This window comes from Pseudomonas sp. 5.2, assembly GCF_059025405.1.
In genome coordinates, this window is record NZ_JBYBHH010000002.1 from 1 (window position 1) to 16,491 (window position 16,491).

At 63.7% G+C, this 16,491-nt stretch carries 10 protein-coding genes; 8 read left to right on the forward strand and 2 right to left on the reverse strand.

The features are described from left to right. The first annotated feature begins 96 nt into the window (after positions 1–96). The 6 genes from recC (at position 97) to yfiB (ending at position 11,728) form a co-directional block, all read left to right on the forward strand. Positions 97–3,579: an exodeoxyribonuclease V subunit gamma gene (gene recC / locus AC5PZ0_RS03655; RefSeq protein ID WP_493854386.1), complete on the forward strand. Its 3,483-nt coding sequence runs from the start codon at positions 97–99 to the stop codon at positions 3,577–3,579. Beyond that, the gene (recB, locus tag AC5PZ0_RS03660) at positions 3,576–7,253 is read left to right on the forward strand and encodes an exodeoxyribonuclease V subunit beta (protein ID WP_493854387.1); all 3,678 of its coding nucleotides are present in this window, start codon (positions 3,576–3,578) and stop codon (positions 7,251–7,253) included. The genes recC and recB overlap by 4 nt, the downstream gene beginning before the upstream one ends. After that, complete coding sequence (gene recD / locus AC5PZ0_RS03665) at positions 7,250–9,325, forward strand: exodeoxyribonuclease V subunit alpha (RefSeq protein WP_493854388.1); 2,076 nt, start codon at positions 7,250–7,252, stop codon at positions 9,323–9,325. The genes recB and recD overlap by 4 nt, the downstream gene beginning before the upstream one ends. Before the next feature lie 78 nt (positions 9,326–9,403). Next, complete coding sequence (yfiR, locus tag AC5PZ0_RS03670) at positions 9,404–9,970, forward strand: regulatory sequestration protein YfiR (protein ID WP_027595461.1); 567 nt, start codon at positions 9,404–9,406, stop codon at positions 9,968–9,970. After that, positions 9,967–11,235 (forward strand): diguanylate cyclase DgcN/YfiN, encoded by a 1,269-nt coding sequence (dgcN, locus tag AC5PZ0_RS03675; RefSeq protein WP_099430459.1) that lies wholly within the window; start codon positions 9,967–9,969, stop codon positions 11,233–11,235. The genes yfiR and dgcN overlap by 4 nt, the downstream gene beginning before the upstream one ends. 4 nt (positions 11,236–11,239) lie before the next feature. After that, the gene (yfiB, locus tag AC5PZ0_RS03680; protein ID WP_027595459.1) at positions 11,240–11,728 is read left to right on the forward strand and encodes an outer membrane lipoprotein YfiB; all 489 of its coding nucleotides are present in this window, start codon (positions 11,240–11,242) and stop codon (positions 11,726–11,728) included. A gap of 429 nt (positions 11,729–12,157) precedes the next feature. Here yfiB and AC5PZ0_RS03685 read toward each other — a convergent pair whose 3' ends face one another. Then, positions 12,158–13,108 (reverse strand): LysR family transcriptional regulator, encoded by a 951-nt coding sequence (locus AC5PZ0_RS03685; protein ID WP_274888373.1) that lies wholly within the window; start codon positions 13,106–13,108, stop codon positions 12,158–12,160. 132 nt (positions 13,109–13,240) lie between these two features. Here AC5PZ0_RS03685 and AC5PZ0_RS03690 point away from each other — a divergent pair, with 132 nt between their 5' ends. Together AC5PZ0_RS03690 and mmsB are read left to right on the forward strand one after the other, a co-directional pair. After that, complete coding sequence (locus tag AC5PZ0_RS03690) at positions 13,241–14,767, forward strand: CoA-acylating methylmalonate-semialdehyde dehydrogenase (protein ID WP_493854389.1); 1,527 nt, start codon at positions 13,241–13,243, stop codon at positions 14,765–14,767. A 10-nt stretch (positions 14,768–14,777) separates the two neighbouring features. Next, positions 14,778–15,665 carry a 3-hydroxyisobutyrate dehydrogenase gene (gene mmsB / locus AC5PZ0_RS03695; RefSeq protein ID WP_027595454.1) on the forward strand — a complete coding sequence of 296 codons (888 nt, stop codon included), beginning with the start codon at positions 14,778–14,780 and terminating at the stop codon, positions 15,663–15,665. Between the two features lie 232 nt (positions 15,666–15,897). Here mmsB and AC5PZ0_RS03700 read toward each other — a convergent pair whose 3' ends face one another. Further along, the gene (locus tag AC5PZ0_RS03700) at positions 15,898–16,242 is read right to left on the reverse strand and encodes a cupin domain-containing protein (RefSeq protein ID WP_003251579.1); all 345 of its coding nucleotides are present in this window, start codon (positions 16,240–16,242) and stop codon (positions 15,898–15,900) included. Between the last annotated feature and the right edge of the window lie 249 nt (positions 16,243–16,491).

Sequence of the window (16,491 nt, forward strand, 5' to 3'; positions counted from 1 at the left end):
GGGCTGGAAAAGATTTGTCGCCATGCCCGCCATAACCCCGGGCATGCCCCGTGATATGGTTCCGCATCAGAACCCACCGCTTCCAGGGAATGCTCAATGGTCAACACCACCGCCCTCCATCCCGGCTTCATGATCGTACATGGCAACCGCCTCGACGATTTGCGCAGCTTGGTGGTGAGCTGGATGCGCCGTTACCCGTTAGCGCCACTGGAAAATGAAATCGCCCTGGTGCAGAGCAACGGCATCGCCCAGTGGCTAAAACTGGCGCTGGCTGAAGACCCTGAAGAAGGTGACCTAGGCGGCTGTGGTATTGCCGCCGCGATCGATGTGCAACTGCCCGGTAGCTTCATGTGGCAGCTTTACCGACGAGTGCTGGGCCGCGATGAGATCCCCGAAGTTTCCCTGCTCGACAAGGCGCCGTTGACCTGGCGCCTCATGCGCCTGCTTCCAGCGTTGATCGAGCGCCCGCATTTCGAGCCCCTGCGCCGTTTTCTCACCGACGATAGCGACCTGCGCAAGCGTTACCAGCTTGCCGAGCGCCTGGCCGACCTGTTCGACCAGTACCAAGTTTACCGAGCCGACTGGCTCAAGGACTGGGCTGCTGGCGAGCACATCCTCAATACCGCCCGTGGCGAGCGTAAACCCTTGCCCCCTGGCAATCGCTGGCAGGCCGAATTGTGGCGGGCGCTGCTGGATGATGTCGGCGAGCAGGGCATGGCGCAAAGCCGTGCAGGTGTGCATCAACGGTTCATCGAGCGTATCAACAGCCTGGAGCAGGCACCTGTCGGCCTGCCATCGCGCGTGATCGTGTTCGGTATCTCCTCCCTGCCAGCGCAAGCATTGGAGGCTTTGGCGGGGCTTGCCCGGTTCAGCCAGGTACTGCTTTGCGTCCACAACCCGTGTCGCCATCACTGGGCTGATATCGTCGCCGACAAAGACCTGCTGCGGCATCAGTACAAACGCCAACAACGCAAGCAAGGCATGCCGCTTCTGCTGGATGACCAATCGCTACACCAGCATGCTCATCCGCTGCTGGCCGCCTGGGGCAAGCAGGGCCGTGATTACATCAACCTGCTCGACAGCTATGACGACCCCGGCAGCTACCGCGGCGTATTCAGCGAAGGGCGCATCGACCTGTTCAGCGAAGCTTCGCCGACCATGCTGCTCAACCAACTGCAAGATGACATCCTCGAACTGCGTCCACTTGCCGAAACCCGCGAACGCTGGCCGCAAGTCGACCTCGCGCAGGACCGTTCGATGCGCTTCCATGTCGCGCACAGCCCGCAACGCGAGGTGGAAATTCTCCACGACCAGTTACTGGCCCGCTTCAGCGCCGACCCTACGCTGCGCCCGCGCGATGTGATCGTAATGCTCCCGGCAATCGACACTTATGCACCCCATATCCGCGCCGTGTTTGGCCAATTGCAGCGCAACGACCCGCGCTACATCCCGTTCACCCTCACCGACCAAGGCCAGCGCGGTCGAGAGCCCTTGCTGATTGCCCTGGAGCACCTGCTCAAGCTGCCAGACAGCCGCTTTGCGGTCAGTGAAGTGCTCGACCTGCTGGACGTGCCGGCAGTACGGGCCCGTTTCGGTATCCGTGAAAGCGATTTGCCCACGCTTCATCGCTGGATCGAAGGTGCCGGTATCCGCTGGGGCCTGAACGCCGAGCAACGGGCCAGCCTCGGCTTGCCTGAAGGCCTGGAACAGAACAGCTGGCGTTTCGGCCTGCGGCGCATGTTGTTGGGTTATGCCGTAGGTGTGGGTGAGGGGTGTGATGGCATTGAACCCTATGACGAAATCGGTGGCCTCGATGCGGCACTGATCGGCCCCTTGGTAGCCCTGCTGGACGCCCTTGAGGTGGCCTGCCAGGCACTGGCACAGCCGGCGACCGTCACCGAGTGGGGCGAGCGCTTGAATGCCTTGCTGCAGGTGTTTTTCCTGGCTGAGGGTGAGCACGACGAGTTTCTGCTGATGCAGTTGCAGGACCTGCGCGACGCCTGGCTGGAAGTGTGCGAAACCGTCGGCCTGCAAGACGCGCTACCGCTGACGGTGGTCCGCGAAGCGTGGTTGTCGGGGCTTGACCAAGGCAAGCTGTCCCAGCGCTTCTTGGCGGGGTCGGTGAACTTCTGCACCCTCATGCCCATGCGCGCCATCCCGTTCCGCGTGGTCTGCCTGCTGGGCATGAACGATGGTGACTACCCCCGCGCCCAGCAGCCGCTGGACTTCGACCTGATGGCCAGCGACTACCGCCCAGGTGATCGCTCGCGCCGTGAAGATGACCGTTACCTGTTGCTCGAAGCGCTGCTGTCGGCACGGGATCAGCTTTATGTCAGTTGGGTCGGGCGCAGCATCCGCGACAACAGCGAGCGCCCGGCCTCGGTGCTGATCGGCCAGTTGCGTGATCATGTGGCTGCCGGCTGGCGGTTGGCCGGTGCAGAGGACGGGCCAGTCCAAGGGCCGGATGAGCGCTTGCTGCACGCCTTGACCCAGGAGCACCCGCTGCAACCGTTCAGCCCGCGCTACTTCCAGAAGGGCAGTCCGTTGTTCAGCTTCGCCCATGAATGGCAGCTGCTGCATCGGCAAGGGCAGGACGCCACGCAGGTCGAGCCGGCTTTGCCTCCTTATGTCGACGACGAAGCACTGAGCCTGACGCAGCTGAACGATTTTCTTCGCCACCCGGTGCGGCACTTCTTCAGCCAGCGCCTGAAGGTGTTCTTCGAGGCCCTGGAGGCGCCGACCCCGGATGAAGAGCCGTTCGTCCTCGATACGCTGCAACGCTACAGTGCCAGTGAAACCCTATTGAATGCCGCGCTGGCCGACCCGGCGAATGCCGAGCAGGCCTTGCAGGTGCAGGCACGCCGCCTGCAAGCGTGTGGCGTGTTGCCGCTTGCCGGTTTTGGCGCACTGTTGCAGGCCGATCTGATTCAGCCGCTGCCTGACCTGCTGCAACGCCATCGTCAGTTGTTGCAGCGTTGGCCACACCTGGTCGAAGGCGCATTGCCTGTGCATTACGCACAGGGCACGCACCGGCTGGAAGGCTGGCTAGGCCGGGTGTACCAGGCTGATGATCAAAGCCTGCTAAGCATCACCACCGTCCCGAACACCATCAGTGCCGGGCGCAACAACTATAAATGGCACCGGTTGATCGCACCCTGGGTCATGCACCTGGCTGCCTGCGCTGCAGGTTATCCGCTGAACAGTGCGCTGGTGGCCAGTGACCTGACCTTGCTCCTGGCACCTTTACCGCAAGACCAGGCGGCGCAATTGCTCGGCGACCTGTTGGTTGCCCGCCAGGCCGCCATGAATGCGCCGCTGCCTGTGGCGGCCAAAACGGCCTTCGCCTGGCTGGCCCAAGACGATGCCGACAAAGCGCTGGCCGCGGCTGCTCGCGCCTATGAAGGCGACGAGCGCAACAGTTTTGGCGAGCGCAGCGAGAGCATCGCCCTGGCGCGGCAGTTCCGTGACTTCGCCGCGCTCACCGCCGACGAAACCTTTGAAGGTTGGTGCGAATCCCTGTACCGCCCCTTGTTCAACGCACCCTGGCAGGCCCTGGGCAACCCGGAGAGTGGCGCATGACCCAGGACCGTCCCCTGGCACTGAGTTTCCCCTTGCACGGCAGCCAGCTGATTGAAGCAAGTGCGGGTACCGGCAAGACGTTTACCATTTCGGCGCTGTACCTGCGGCTTATCCTCGGGCACGGAGGCGAACAGGCCTTCGGCCGTGAACTGCTGCCCCCGCAGATTCTGGTGGTGACCTTCACCGACGCCGCCACCAAAGAGCTGCGCGAACGTATCCGCGCCCGCTTGGCCGAGGCGGCGCGGTTCTTCCGTGGCGAGCTTGACGCTGCCGACCCACTGCTGCACCAGTTGCGCGACGATTACCCGCAAGAGGCTTGGCCACGTTGTGCCAGCCGCCTGGAAATCGCCGTGCAATGGATGGACGAGGCCGCGGTGTCGACCATCCACGGTTGGTGCCAGCGCATGCTCCGCGAGCACGCGTTCGACAGCGGCAGCCTGTTCACCCAGACACTCGAGACCGATCACAGCGATTTGCTGGGCCAGGTCATGCGCGATTACTGGCGCCGGTTCTGCTATGGCATGCAAGGTGAGGCCCTGGCTTGGGTGCGTGGGCATTGGGGCAGCCCCGACGCGCTGTTGCCGCGGATTCGCCCGCTGTTCGGCCGGGTACGGGCACAGCAGGACGAGCAAGCGCCCGAAGCGTTGATTCAAACCGCGCTTGGGCAACGCACCGAGCAGTTGGTTGCGCTCAAGGCGCCCTGGGCACAATGGGCCGATGAGCTGCGGCAGATCTGCCGCGATGCCGTGGCCGCCAAGCAGGCCGACGGGCGCAAGATGCAGGCACGCTATTTCGAACCTTGGTTCGACAAGCTGTGCGCCTGGGCCGGCGACGAGCAGGCCGTCGAGCTCGATCTTGGCACCGGCTTCACCCGCCTGACGCCAGCGGGCATGGCCGAGGCCTGGAAGTCTGGGGAGCCACCCGATCACCCCGGGCTGCACGCCATGCAAACGCTGCAGCAACAGTTGCAGGCCCTCGCCAGCCCGGATGCGCAGTTGCTTGAACACGCTGCTGGCTGGGTGTCGGCGCGCTTCGAAGTGGAAAAGCGCCGGCGCGCCGAGATGGGCTTCGACGACATGCTGCTGCGGCTGCAACATGCCTTGGCCAGTGAGGCCGGCGAGCGCCTGGCCGGGTTGATTCGTGAGCAGTTCCCGGTAGCGCTGATCGACGAATTTCAGGACACCGACCCGGTCCAGTACGGGATTTTCGAGCGGATCTACCAGATCAGCGAGAACCGCCCTGAAACCGGGCTGTTCATGATTGGCGACCCCAAGCAGGCGATCTACGCCTTCCGCGGTGCCGACATCTATACCTACCTCGCCGCCCGGCGCGCCACCACCGGGCGTCTGCACAGCCTGGACACCAACTACCGTTCGAGCCAGGCCATGGTCGCGGCGGTCAACCAGGTGTTTCTCCAGGCCGAGGCCCGAAGCCAGGGGCGAGGGGCGTTTCTGTTCCGTGAAGCGCAAGACAACCCGTTGCCCTTCATCGAGGTCCGCGCCAAAGGCCGTAGCGAGCACCTGCTGGTGGACGGCCAGCCAAGCGCAGCCCTGCAATGCTGGCACCTGCAGAGCGAAGAGCCGGTATCGAGCAGCCTTTACCGCCAGCACCTGGCTGCCAGCTGCGCCAGCCATATCGTCGCCTTGCTCAACGGTGGGCAGCAGGGTACGGCGGGTTTCCGCAACGGCGAAGGTGAACTGCGCCCCTGCCTGCCTTCGGATATCGCCATTCTCGTGCGCGACGGCCACGAGGCACAGATGATCCGTGCCGAACTGGCCGCGCGTGAGGTGCGCAGCGTGTACCTGTCCGACAAGGACTCGGTGTTCGCCGCCCAAGAGGCGCATGACCTGCTGGCCTGGCTCAAGGCCTGCGCCGAGCCGGATTCGGAGCGCCTGCTCAAGGCCGCGCTGGCCAGCCTTACGCTCGACCTGTCACTGGCGGCGCTGGACAAGCTGAACCAGGACGAACGGGTGTGGGAAGACTGGGTCATGCGTTTTCGGCGCTATCGCGATACCTGGCAGCGCCAAGGCGTGCTGCCGATGCTGCGCCACCTGCTGCACGACTTCCAGTTGCCGCGCACGCTCATCGCCCGCAGTGACGGCGAGCGTGTGCTAACCAACCTGCTGCACCTGGCCGAGCTGCTGCAACAGGCGGCGGGCGAGCTTGATGGCGAGCAAGCGTTGATCCGTCACCTGGCCGAACACCTGGCCAGCTCCGGTCAGGCCGGTGAAGAACAGATCCTGCGGCTGGAGAGCGATGAGCAACTGGTCAAAGTGGTGACCATCCACAAGTCCAAGGGCCTCGAATACCCCTTGGTCTACTTGCCGTTCATCTGCACCAGCAAGCCCGTGGACGGTACCCGCCTGCCCTTGGCCTGGCATGACAGCCAAGGCAACGCGCACCTGACGTTAACCCCTGACCAGGAACAGATCGCCCGCGCCGACGACGAGCGCCTGGCCGAAGACCTGCGTCTGCTCTACGTGGCCCTGACCCGCGCCCAGCATGCGTGCTGGCTTGGCGTCGCCGACCTCAAGCGCGGCAACCAGAAGAGCTCGCTACTGCACCGCTCAGCCCTCGGTTACCTGCTTGGCGGTGGCCTTGCGTTGACCGGGTCCGGGCAATTGGCGGACTGGCTGCAGGCGTTGGCATCAAGCTGCCCGTACATTGAGTGCCCGCCGCTGCCGCTGGCCGACGAGCAGCTGTACCGCACGCCACATGCCGAACGTGAGCTGCTGCCTGCGCGCAAGCCCCGGCGAGCGGCCGCCGAGCACTGGTGGATTGCGTCCTATAGTGCCTTGCGCGTCGGTGACCAGACCCTCGGTGCCGACAGCTCACAGGCCCAGCAACTTCTGGATGACGAAGTCCTCGATGCGCAACTGCTGCGCGAGGTGCCGGCTGAAGGGGGGGATATCCACCGCTTTCCACGCGGGCCAAACCCCGGCACCTTCCTGCATGGCCTGCTGGAATGGGCCGGCCGAGAAGGCTTCGCCGAAGTCAGCGGCAACCCCGAGCTGATCGAGCGCACGGTCGGCCAGCGCTGCAATCGCCGTGACTGGACCGGCTGGATCCCGACGCTGACGCCGTGGTTGCGCCAGTTGCTGAACGAACCGCTGCCTGTCCTGGCCCACGACGTAAGCCTCACCCTGGCGCACCTGCGTCACTACCAGATCGAAATGGAATTCTGGTTCGCCAGCCATCAGGTCGACGCCGAACAGCTCGATCAACTGGTGGCGCGTTATACGCACCCAGGCCAGGCGCGGCCGGCGGCACAGCCGACGCTGCTCAACGGCATGTTCAAGGGCTTCATCGACCTGGCCTTCGAGCTGGACGGGCGCTATTACGTGGCCGATTACAAATCCAACTGGCTGGGCCCGGACATCCAGTCCTACGACAGCCAGGCCATGGAAAAGGCCATCCTCGAGCATCGTTACGACTTGCAGTACGTGCTCTACCTGCTGGCCCTGCACCGCCAACTGCGCGCCCGCCTGCCTGACTACGATTACGACCGCCATGTCGGCGGCGCCCTGTTCATCTTCCTGCGCGGCGCCAACAGCAGCGGTCATGGCGTGTACTTCGTCAAGCCGCCGCGGGCACTGATCGAAGCCCTCGATGCGCTGTTCCGTGGCGAGCATGCACCCGCACAGCAGGACCTGTTTGCCGGAGCCGCACCATGAGCCGAACCCTCACCGACCTGCTGCCCACGCCGCTGCACGCCGAACACCTGCTGGCCCTGGCGCCGCAGCGTGTCAGCGCTGACCTGCTGCAACTGCTGGACCGTTGGGTCGAGCGTGGCTGGCTGCGAGCCCTCGACCGCGCGTTCGTGTCGTTTCTCGAAGAGCGCGCCCCGGGCAGCGACCCCTTGCTGTTGCTGGCCGCTGCCCTGGCGAGCCATCAGCTGGGGCACGGCCATGTCTGCCTGGACTTGCAGCAAACCCTGGCCGAACCGGACTTTGCACTGTCGCTGCCGCCAGAAGGCGACGCCTTGATCGGCCCCTTGCTGCTGCCTTCGCAACTGCTTGCAGACCTGGACCTTCAGGCCTGGCGCCAGCGCATCGCTGCCAGCCCACTGGTGGCCGCCGGCGACACCCCAGGCCAGCAGGCACGGCCGCTGGTGCTCAGTGGCGAGCGCCTGTACCTGCGCCGCTATTGGAACTACGAACGGCGCATCGACCAGAACTTGCGCCAGCGCCTGAGCCAAGATGAAGCCGCACCGGCTGACTTGCCGGCGCGCCTGGCACAGCTATTCGACGCGGGTGCCCTGGCCGGTCAGGTTGATTGGCAAAAGCTGGCGTGCGCCCTGGCGACCCGCGCCGGTTTCAGCATCATCACCGGCGGCCCTGGCACCGGCAAGACCACCACGGTGGTGCGCCTGCTGGCCTTGCTGCAGGCCCCGGCGGTGGAGCAGGGCAGGCCTCTGCGTATTCGCCTGGCCGCGCCGACCGGCAAGGCCGCTGCGCGCTTGACCGAATCCATTGGCCAGCAGGTCGAGCGCCTGCAAGTCAGCGCAGCCGTGCGCGGGCAGATCCCCACCGAGGTCAGCACCGTGCACCGGCTGCTGGGCAGCCGCCCCGGGTCGCGGCATTTCCGTCATCACGCGGGCAACCCGTTGCCATTGGACGTGCTGGTGGTCGACGAAGCCTCGATGATCGACCTGGAGATGATGGCCAACCTCCTCGATGCCCTGCCACCCCGCGCACGGCTGATCCTGCTGGGTGACAAAGACCAGTTGGCCTCGGTCGAGGCGGGGGCGGTATTGGGCGACCTGTGCCGGGATGCCGAAGACGGCTGTTACTCACCCGCGACCCAGGCGTGGCTGGAGCAGATTGGTGGCCAGTCGCTGGAAGGCAGTGGTCTCAAAGCCGGTGATGCGCAGCGCAATCCGCTGGCCCAGCAGGTAGTGATGCTGCGTTTCTCCCGGCGCTTCGGCGAAGGCAGCGGGATTGGGCAGTTGGCGCGGCTGGTCAACCGTCAGGAATCCCATGCGGCGCGCAATCTGCTCGCGATGCCACCGCCGGATGTCAACGGCCTGGCGCTGAAGAACGAACACGATCGGGCCTTCGACCGTCTGCTGCTCGACGGCCTCAACCGCGGCGCAGAAGGGCCTCAAGGCTATCGCAGCTACCTGCGGACCTTGGGGCGCTATCGGCCGGCTCCGGCCACCGCGTTCGATGACCCGCTCTGGGAACAATGGGCAAGCAAGGTGCTGCACAGTTTCGAGGACTTCCAGCTGCTGTGCGCGGTACGCAGGGGCGCATGGGGTGTCGAAGGCCTTAACGAACGGGTGGCGCGGGTGCTGCACAACGCCGGGCTGATCGACGCTCAGCAGCCTTGGTACGAGGGCCGGCCGGTGCTGGTGACCCGCAACGACTATGGCCTGGGCCTGATGAACGGCGACATCGGCATTGCCTTGCGCCTGCCCGACGAGCGGGGCGAGCCCTTGTTGCGGGTCGCCTTCCCGCGTAACGACGGCAACGGTGGGGTACGTTTCGTCTTGCCAAGCCGGCTCAACGAAGTGGAAACCGTGTTCGCCATGACGGTGCACAAGTCCCAGGGCTCGGAGTTCAGCCATACCGCCCTGGTGCTGCCGGACGCCCTTAACCCGGTGCTGACCAAGGAGCTTGTGTACACCGGCATCACCCGCGCCAAGCATTGCTTCAGCCTGATCGAACCACGGCAGGGCATCTTCGAGGAGGCGGTGTCGCGCAAGGTGCGGCGCATTTCCGGCCTGATGCTCGAACAGGTCTGACACTGGCCGCCAGGTACGATTGGCGGCCATGTGCTATCGTTGCGCCAACATCTGAAAGGACTTCGAGAGATTTCCCACATGACCGTGGCCGGAAGGCGAGTGACACGCTGTACGCTTTCGCTGTTGCTGGCGGTCCTGTTACTACTGGCAGGCCCTGCCTGGGCGGAAACCTCAGCAACCGCTGTGCAGGCACAGCAACGTGCCAAGGCTGTCACCCAGGTGGTGTTGGGGATCTTCAGTTACGCCCGCTGGCCCGTCGAGCCTACGCCCCTGCGCCTGTGCCTGATCGGCCCCACCGAATACGCAGACGATTTGATCAAGGGCCATGTGCAAGAGTCCGGGCGGCCGCTGCAGGTGCGTCGGCTGCTGGCTGACGATGCGCAGGTTGCCCAGGCCTGTGATGCCATCTACATCGGTAAACTCGATCAGGGCCAGCGCGACCGCTTGTTCCAGCGTGTCAGCGGCCACCCGGTGCTGAGCATCAGTGAGGCCGACGACCCGTGTACGGTCGGCAGCCTGTTCTGCCTGCGGGTCAGCGATCAGCAGGTGGCCTTTGAAGTGAACCTCGATTCCGTGGCCCGTTCCGGCGTACGCATCCACCCCAGTGTGCTGCAATTGTCGCGGCGCCGAGGTGTGCAGCCATGAAAACGACCAACAGGCGTATTCGCCCGACCCTGCGTTCGGTGCTCGGCCGTGGGCACCTCAGTGTCGCTCTGCTCGCCGTGGGCCTGGTCGGTATTTCGCTGACCGTGCTGGGCGTGCTTGCCCTGCAGGTCTATGCCAACCACAACCTGCACCTTATCGCCCGCTCGATCACCTACACCGTCGAAGCCGCCGTGGTATTCGACGACAGCGTTGCGGCCAGTGAGGCACTGGCACTGATTGCCAGTACCGAAGAGGTGGCCGACGCCAAGGTCTTCGACAATGAAGGCGAGCAACTGGCCCACTGGCAACGCAACGACAGCGGCATGCTCGCGCACCTGGAAACCCAGGTCGCCACCGCGCTGCTGGACGAGCCGGTCAACCTGCCGATCATTCACCAGCAGCAAAAGGTCGGGCATATCGAACTGATTGGCCAAGGCCGCAGCCTGTTGTTGTTCCTGCTCGGTGGGTTGGGCGGGATCCTGTTGTGCATGGTACTCAGCGCCGTCATCGCCCTGTACTTGTCGCAGCGCCTGCTCGGCGACATCGTTCGCCCATTGCGTGCGCTGGCCAGCGTTGCCCATGCTGCCCGCCGTGAACGTCGTTTCGACCGCCGCGTGCCAGAAGCCCCGATTGCCGAGCTTAACGAGCTGAGTAACGACTTCAACGCCTTGCTCGATGAACTGGAGGTGTGGCACAGCCACCTGCAGAGCGAAAACCAGACCCTCGCTCACCAGGCCAGCCACGACAGCCTGACCGGCCTGCCCAACCGCGCCTTTTTCGAAGGCCGCCTTAGCCGCAGCCTGCGCAACGCTGCGCGGCAGCAAGATCATCTGGCGCTGCTGTTCCTCGACAGTGACCACTTCAAGCAGATCAACGACAGCCTCGGCCATGCCGTGGGCGATGAAGTGCTGATCAGCGTGGCCGACCGCATCCGCGCCCAACTGCGTGAGCATGACTTGGTGGCGCGCCTGGGCGGCGACGAGTTCGCGGTGTTGCTGACGCCGCTGCAGTCGCGCTCAGACGCCGAACTCATCGCCGAGAAAATCGTCGCCAGCATGAAACTGCCGGTACAGCTGGACAGTGGCAGCAGCATTGCCACCTCGCTGAGTGTCGGCATCGCCTTTTACCCCGAGGATGGCACTGACCCTGCCAGCCTTCTCGACGCCGCCGATGCGGCAATGTACCAGGCCAAGCGTAAGCACCGTGGCCATTGGCAAGTGGCGCAGACGGAACGGTCCGCCACCGAAATCAAGAACAGGAGTTGAACCCGTGATTCATCGTTTGCGTTTTCCCCTTTGGGCGTTGCTGCTCGCCATGCTGGCACTTACCGGTTGCCAGACCACACCCAAGGGGCTAACTGCTGAGCAAATCGCTGTGCTCAAGCGTGAAGGTTTTGCCCCGACTGATGAAGGTTGGGCGTTTGACCTGTCCGGCAAGGTACTGTTTGGCAGTGACCTGGACAGCCTCAATGGCCAGAGCCAGGCGATCGTCGAGCGAATTGGCAAAGCGTTGCTGGGCGTAGGTCTCCAACGCGTGCGGGTGGATGGCCACGCGGATGCGTCGGGCAGGGCCACCTATAACCAGCAATTGTCCGAGCGCCGCGCACAGAGCGTGGCCAGAACGCTGATCGGCGTCGGCATGCCCGCGCAGAACATCCAGACCCGCGGCCTGGGCAGCACCCAGCCGGTGGCGGACAACCGCAGCAGCGCCGGGCGCACCGAAAATCGACGCGTATCGATCATCGTGGCGTCCTACTGAACAGACCCACCCTGTACGGGGCTGTGGCTGAGGGCGGCGTCATCCCTGAGCAAACCGAATTTCGCGGGTCTCGCCCATCGACAACGGCGCATTCGCCACTGTCGACTGGGTAAAGAGAGAAATGTCGCAAACCATGGGGCCTTGATGTGGGCCCCGGTGGCGATTGTTCCAAGTTGTGTATCGGCTGTAGTTACAACCCCCCCTGTTAGGTTTTGTACGAAAAGTATGGTCATCCGTCGTTGTGGGAGCGGGCTTGCCCCGCGATCTGCCGCAACGCGGCAGCAAAGCTGAATTCGCGGCGTCTTTGCACTATTTGATATCGGGTAGAGGAGCGCTTCGCACTCCATCGCGGGGCAAGCCCGCTCCCACAAGAACTTTCGTAAAGAGCCTAATACTGGTTAGGATGGGGCTCCCTTACTCCTTGTCGATCTACCCCTGAGCAAACTGCATTTCGCGGGTCTCGCCCATCAACAACGGCGCATTCGCCTCGGTCACCTCGCGAATGTAATCCCACAACAGGGTTATCCGCTTCAGCTTCCTCAAGTCCTCCCGGCAATACATCCAGAACTGCCGCGTCACCTCGATCTCCGCCGGTAACACCGTTACCAGCCGCGGGTCCTGCGCCGCCAGAAAACACGGCAAGATTGCCAGCCCACGCCCCTGCAATGCTGCGGTGTACTGGGCAATCACGCTGGTACTGCGCAAATGCGCGTTGGCATTGGGAATCAGGTTGGCCAGGTACAACAGCTCCGAACTGAACGCCAGGTCATCCACATAACTAATGAACGGGTGCTTCGCCAAGTCCCCGACCTGCCGAATCGGCGCGTGGTTATCCAGGTATGTCTGGGTGGCGTACAGCCGCAGCCGGTAGTCGCACAGCTTGCAGCACACATAGGGGCCGTGTTCAGGGCGTTCCAGGGCGATGACGATATCCGCCTCGCGCTTGGACAGGCTGATGAAGTGCGGCAACGGCAAGATGTCCACCGAAATGGCCGGATACGCATCGACGAAGTGGCTGAGTTGCGGCGTGACGAAGAAGCTGCCAAAACCTTCGGTGCAGCCCATGCGCACATGCCCCGACAACGCCACGCCCGACCCCGAAACCTGCTCGCACGCCATGTGCAAAGTGCTTTCGATCGACTCGGCATAACCCAGCAGGCGCTGACCTTCGGCGGTCAGGACGAAGCCGTTGGTCCGGGATTTTTCGAACAACAACGTGCCCAGTGCACCCTCCAGCGAGGTGATGCGCCGTGACACCGTGGTGTAGTCGACGCTCAGGCGCTTGGCGGCGCTACTGGCTTTGCGGGTGCGGGCCACTTCGAGGAAGAACTTCAGGTCGTCCCAGTTGAGCGCGCTCAGGGATGTGAGGTCTTTTTGCATGATGATCCGGTTTTTTTGTGCGTTCTTGTTGGATGTTTGCACATCTATACTCGAAAAAAGCCCCAGGACGCCACCTCGCGTTTGCACGGCGCTGGCGATCTCGACCCGACAATAATTCCAAGGAGAACCCAGATGAACGCACCTCAATCCCCCGACCAGACCAAGGTCGCGCAGGTCAAGCTGCTGATCGATGGTCAATGGGTCGAATCCAAGACCACCGAATGGCGCGACATCGTCAACCCGGCCACCCAAGAGGTGTTGGCGCGGGTGCCGTTCGCCACCGTCGAGGAAGTCGACGCTGCCGTGGCCGCTGCCCATCGCGCCTTCAAGACTTGGCGTGACACCCCCATCGGCGCGCGCATGCGCATCATGCTCAAGCTGCAGGCGCTGATCCGCGAACACACCAAACGTATCGCCCAAACCCTCAGCGCCGAGCAGGGCAAAACCCTCGCCGATGCCGAAGGCGACATCTTCCGCGGCCTGGAAGTGGTCGAGCACGCCGCTTCGATCGGCACCCTGCAGATGGGCGAGTTCGCCGAGAACGTTGCCGGCGGCGTCGACACCTACACCCTGCGCCAGCCAATCGGCGTGTGCGCGGGCATCACCCCGTTCAACTTCCCGGCCATGATCCCGCTGTGGATGTTCCCCATGGCCATCGTCTGCGGCAACACTTTCGTGCTCAAACCTTCCGAGCAGGACCCGCTGTCGACCGTGATGCTGGTGGAGCTGGCGCTGGAAGCCGGCGTGCCGGCCGGTGTGCTCAACGTGGTGCATGGCGGCAAGCAGGTAGTGGATGCGATCTGCACCCATCAAGACATCAAGGCGATCTCGTTCGTCGGCTCTACCGAAGTCGGCACCCACGTCTACAACCTGGGCAGCCAGCACGGCAAGCGCGTGCAGTCGATGATGGGCGCGAAGAACCACGCCGTGGTGCTGCCTGACGCTAACCGCACCCAAACCGTCAACGCCTTGGTCGGCGCGGCCTTTGGCGCCGCCGGCCAGCGCTGCATGGCAACCTCCGTGGCGGTGCTGGTGGGCAAGGCCCGCGAGTGGCTGCCGGACATCAAAGAGGCCGCGAGCAAGCTCAAGGTCAATGCCGGCTCTGAGCCGGGCACCGATGTCGGGCCGGTGGTGTCCAAGCGGGCCAAGGAGCGGGTACTGGGCTTGATCGAAAGCGGCATCAAGGAAGGCGCCAAGCTCGAGCTCGATGGCCGTGGCGTCACGGTGCCGGGCTATGAGCAAGGCAACTTCGTTGGCCCCACCCTGTTCTCTGGGGTGAAAACCCACATGCAGGTCTACACCCAGGAAATCTTCGGCCCGGTGCTGGTGACCTTGGAAGTCGACACCCTCGATGAAGCCATCGCCCTGGTGAACAACAACCCGTTCGGCAACGGCACCGGCCTGTTCACCCAGAGCGGCGCGGCTGCACGCAAGTTCCAGAGCGAGATCGACATCGGCCAGGTCGGCATCAACATCCCGATCCCGGTACCGGTACCGTTCTTCAGCTTCACCGGCTCGCGCGGCTCCAAGCTGGGTGATCTCGGCCCTTACGGCAAGCAAGTGGTGCAGTTCTACACTCAGACCAAGACCGTCACCGCCCGCTGGTTCGATGACGACAGCGTCAATGACGGTGTGAACACCACCATCAGCCTGCGCTAAGGAGTTCGCCATGCGTATCGCATTCATCGGCCTGGGTAACATGGGCGCGCCCATGGCCCGCAACCTGATCAAGGCCGGGCATCAGCTGAACCTGTTTGACCTGAACAAGACCGTGCTGGCCGAGCTCGCCGAACTGGGCGGGCAGGTCAGCCCGTCACCCAAGGAAGCGGCGGCCAACAGTGAGCTGGTGATCACCATGCTGCCGGCCGCAGCCCATGTGCGCAGCGTCTACCTGAACGATGATGGCGTGCTGGCGGGCATACGCCCCGGCACGCCGACCGTGGACTGCAGCACCATCGACCCGCAGACCGCCCGCGAGGTGTCCAAGGCCGCAGCGGCCAAGGGCGTCGACATGGGCGATGCGCCGGTGTCCGGAGGTACGGGCGGCGCGGCGGCCGGCACCCTGACCTTCATGGTCGGTGCCAGTGCCGAGCTGTTTGCCACGCTCAAACCGGTGCTGGAGCAGATGGGCCGCAACATCGTGCACTGTGGTGAGGTCGGCACAGGGCAGATCGCCAAGATCTGCAACAACCTGCTGCTGGGCATCTCGATGATCGGCGTGTCAGAGGCCATGGCCCTGGGTAACGCGCTGGGCATCGACACCAAAGTGCTGGCCGGCATCATCAACAGCTCGACCGGGCGTTGCTGGAGTTCGGACACATACAACCCGTGGCCAGGCATCATCGAGACCGCACCCGCTTCACGCGGTTACACCGGCGGCTTTGGCGCCGAATTGATGCTCAAAGACTTGGGGCTGGCTACCGAAGCTGCACGCCAGGCGCACCAGCCGGTGATTCTAGGTGCCGTGGCACAGCAGCTGTATCAGGCAATGAGCCTGCGCGGGGAGGGGGGTAAAGACTTCTCGGCCATCGTCGAGGGGTACCGCAAGCAGGATTGACGAGCGAGGTGTACTTCATCGCGGGCCAGGCGGCCTTCCCTCTGTAACTGCGCACCAGAGGGAGGGGCACCTGCTCCGCGATTTTTTTTGCCCTGAACGTGCAGGCTTGAATGCCTCTTGGAGCAGCCTTGTGCTGCGAAGAGGCCAGCCAAGGCAACACAATTGCTATGCCTGGTTTGGCCCTTTCGCAGCGCAAGGCTGCTCCTACAAGGGGAATGTGTAGCCTAGGGGATCAGGCGAACACGAAGTACTTGCGCACGGTTTCGACCACTTCCCAGGTGCCTTTCATACCAGGTTCGATCACGAATACATCACCGGCCTTCAGGTGCTTCGGCTCTTCGCCTTCTGGGGTGATGATGCAGTAGCCGTCGAGGAAGTGGCAGAACTCCCACTTGTCATAGTTGACCTCGAACTTGCCCGGGGTGCAGATCCAGGTACCCATGATCTTGCTACCGTCGGCCGACAGGTAGGCGTTCAGGTTGACGGTGTGCGGATCGCCGCCGATGCGCTTCCATTTGGTGGCGTCCACGACCGGCGTCGGGCAGGTTTCGCGCAGGACGGTGATGAAATCGGACATGGCACAACTCCTGGTGACTGGCTGAATGACTCGACACCATAGGGCCATTGGCCGCGCCGCAGTTGCCTGGGCTCGACGTCCAGGTGCCTGACTGCGCTATATGTAAATGGCGCCACGATAATCAAGCGATGGTAAATCCTACACGGCAATAGGTTTGTGCCTACTTGCGCACCGGACCCATCCGCTGGTCGCCTAAGGTGTGCATAGTGTGTACTGCGCTTTGTTCTGGTCTATTCGATGTGTACCATA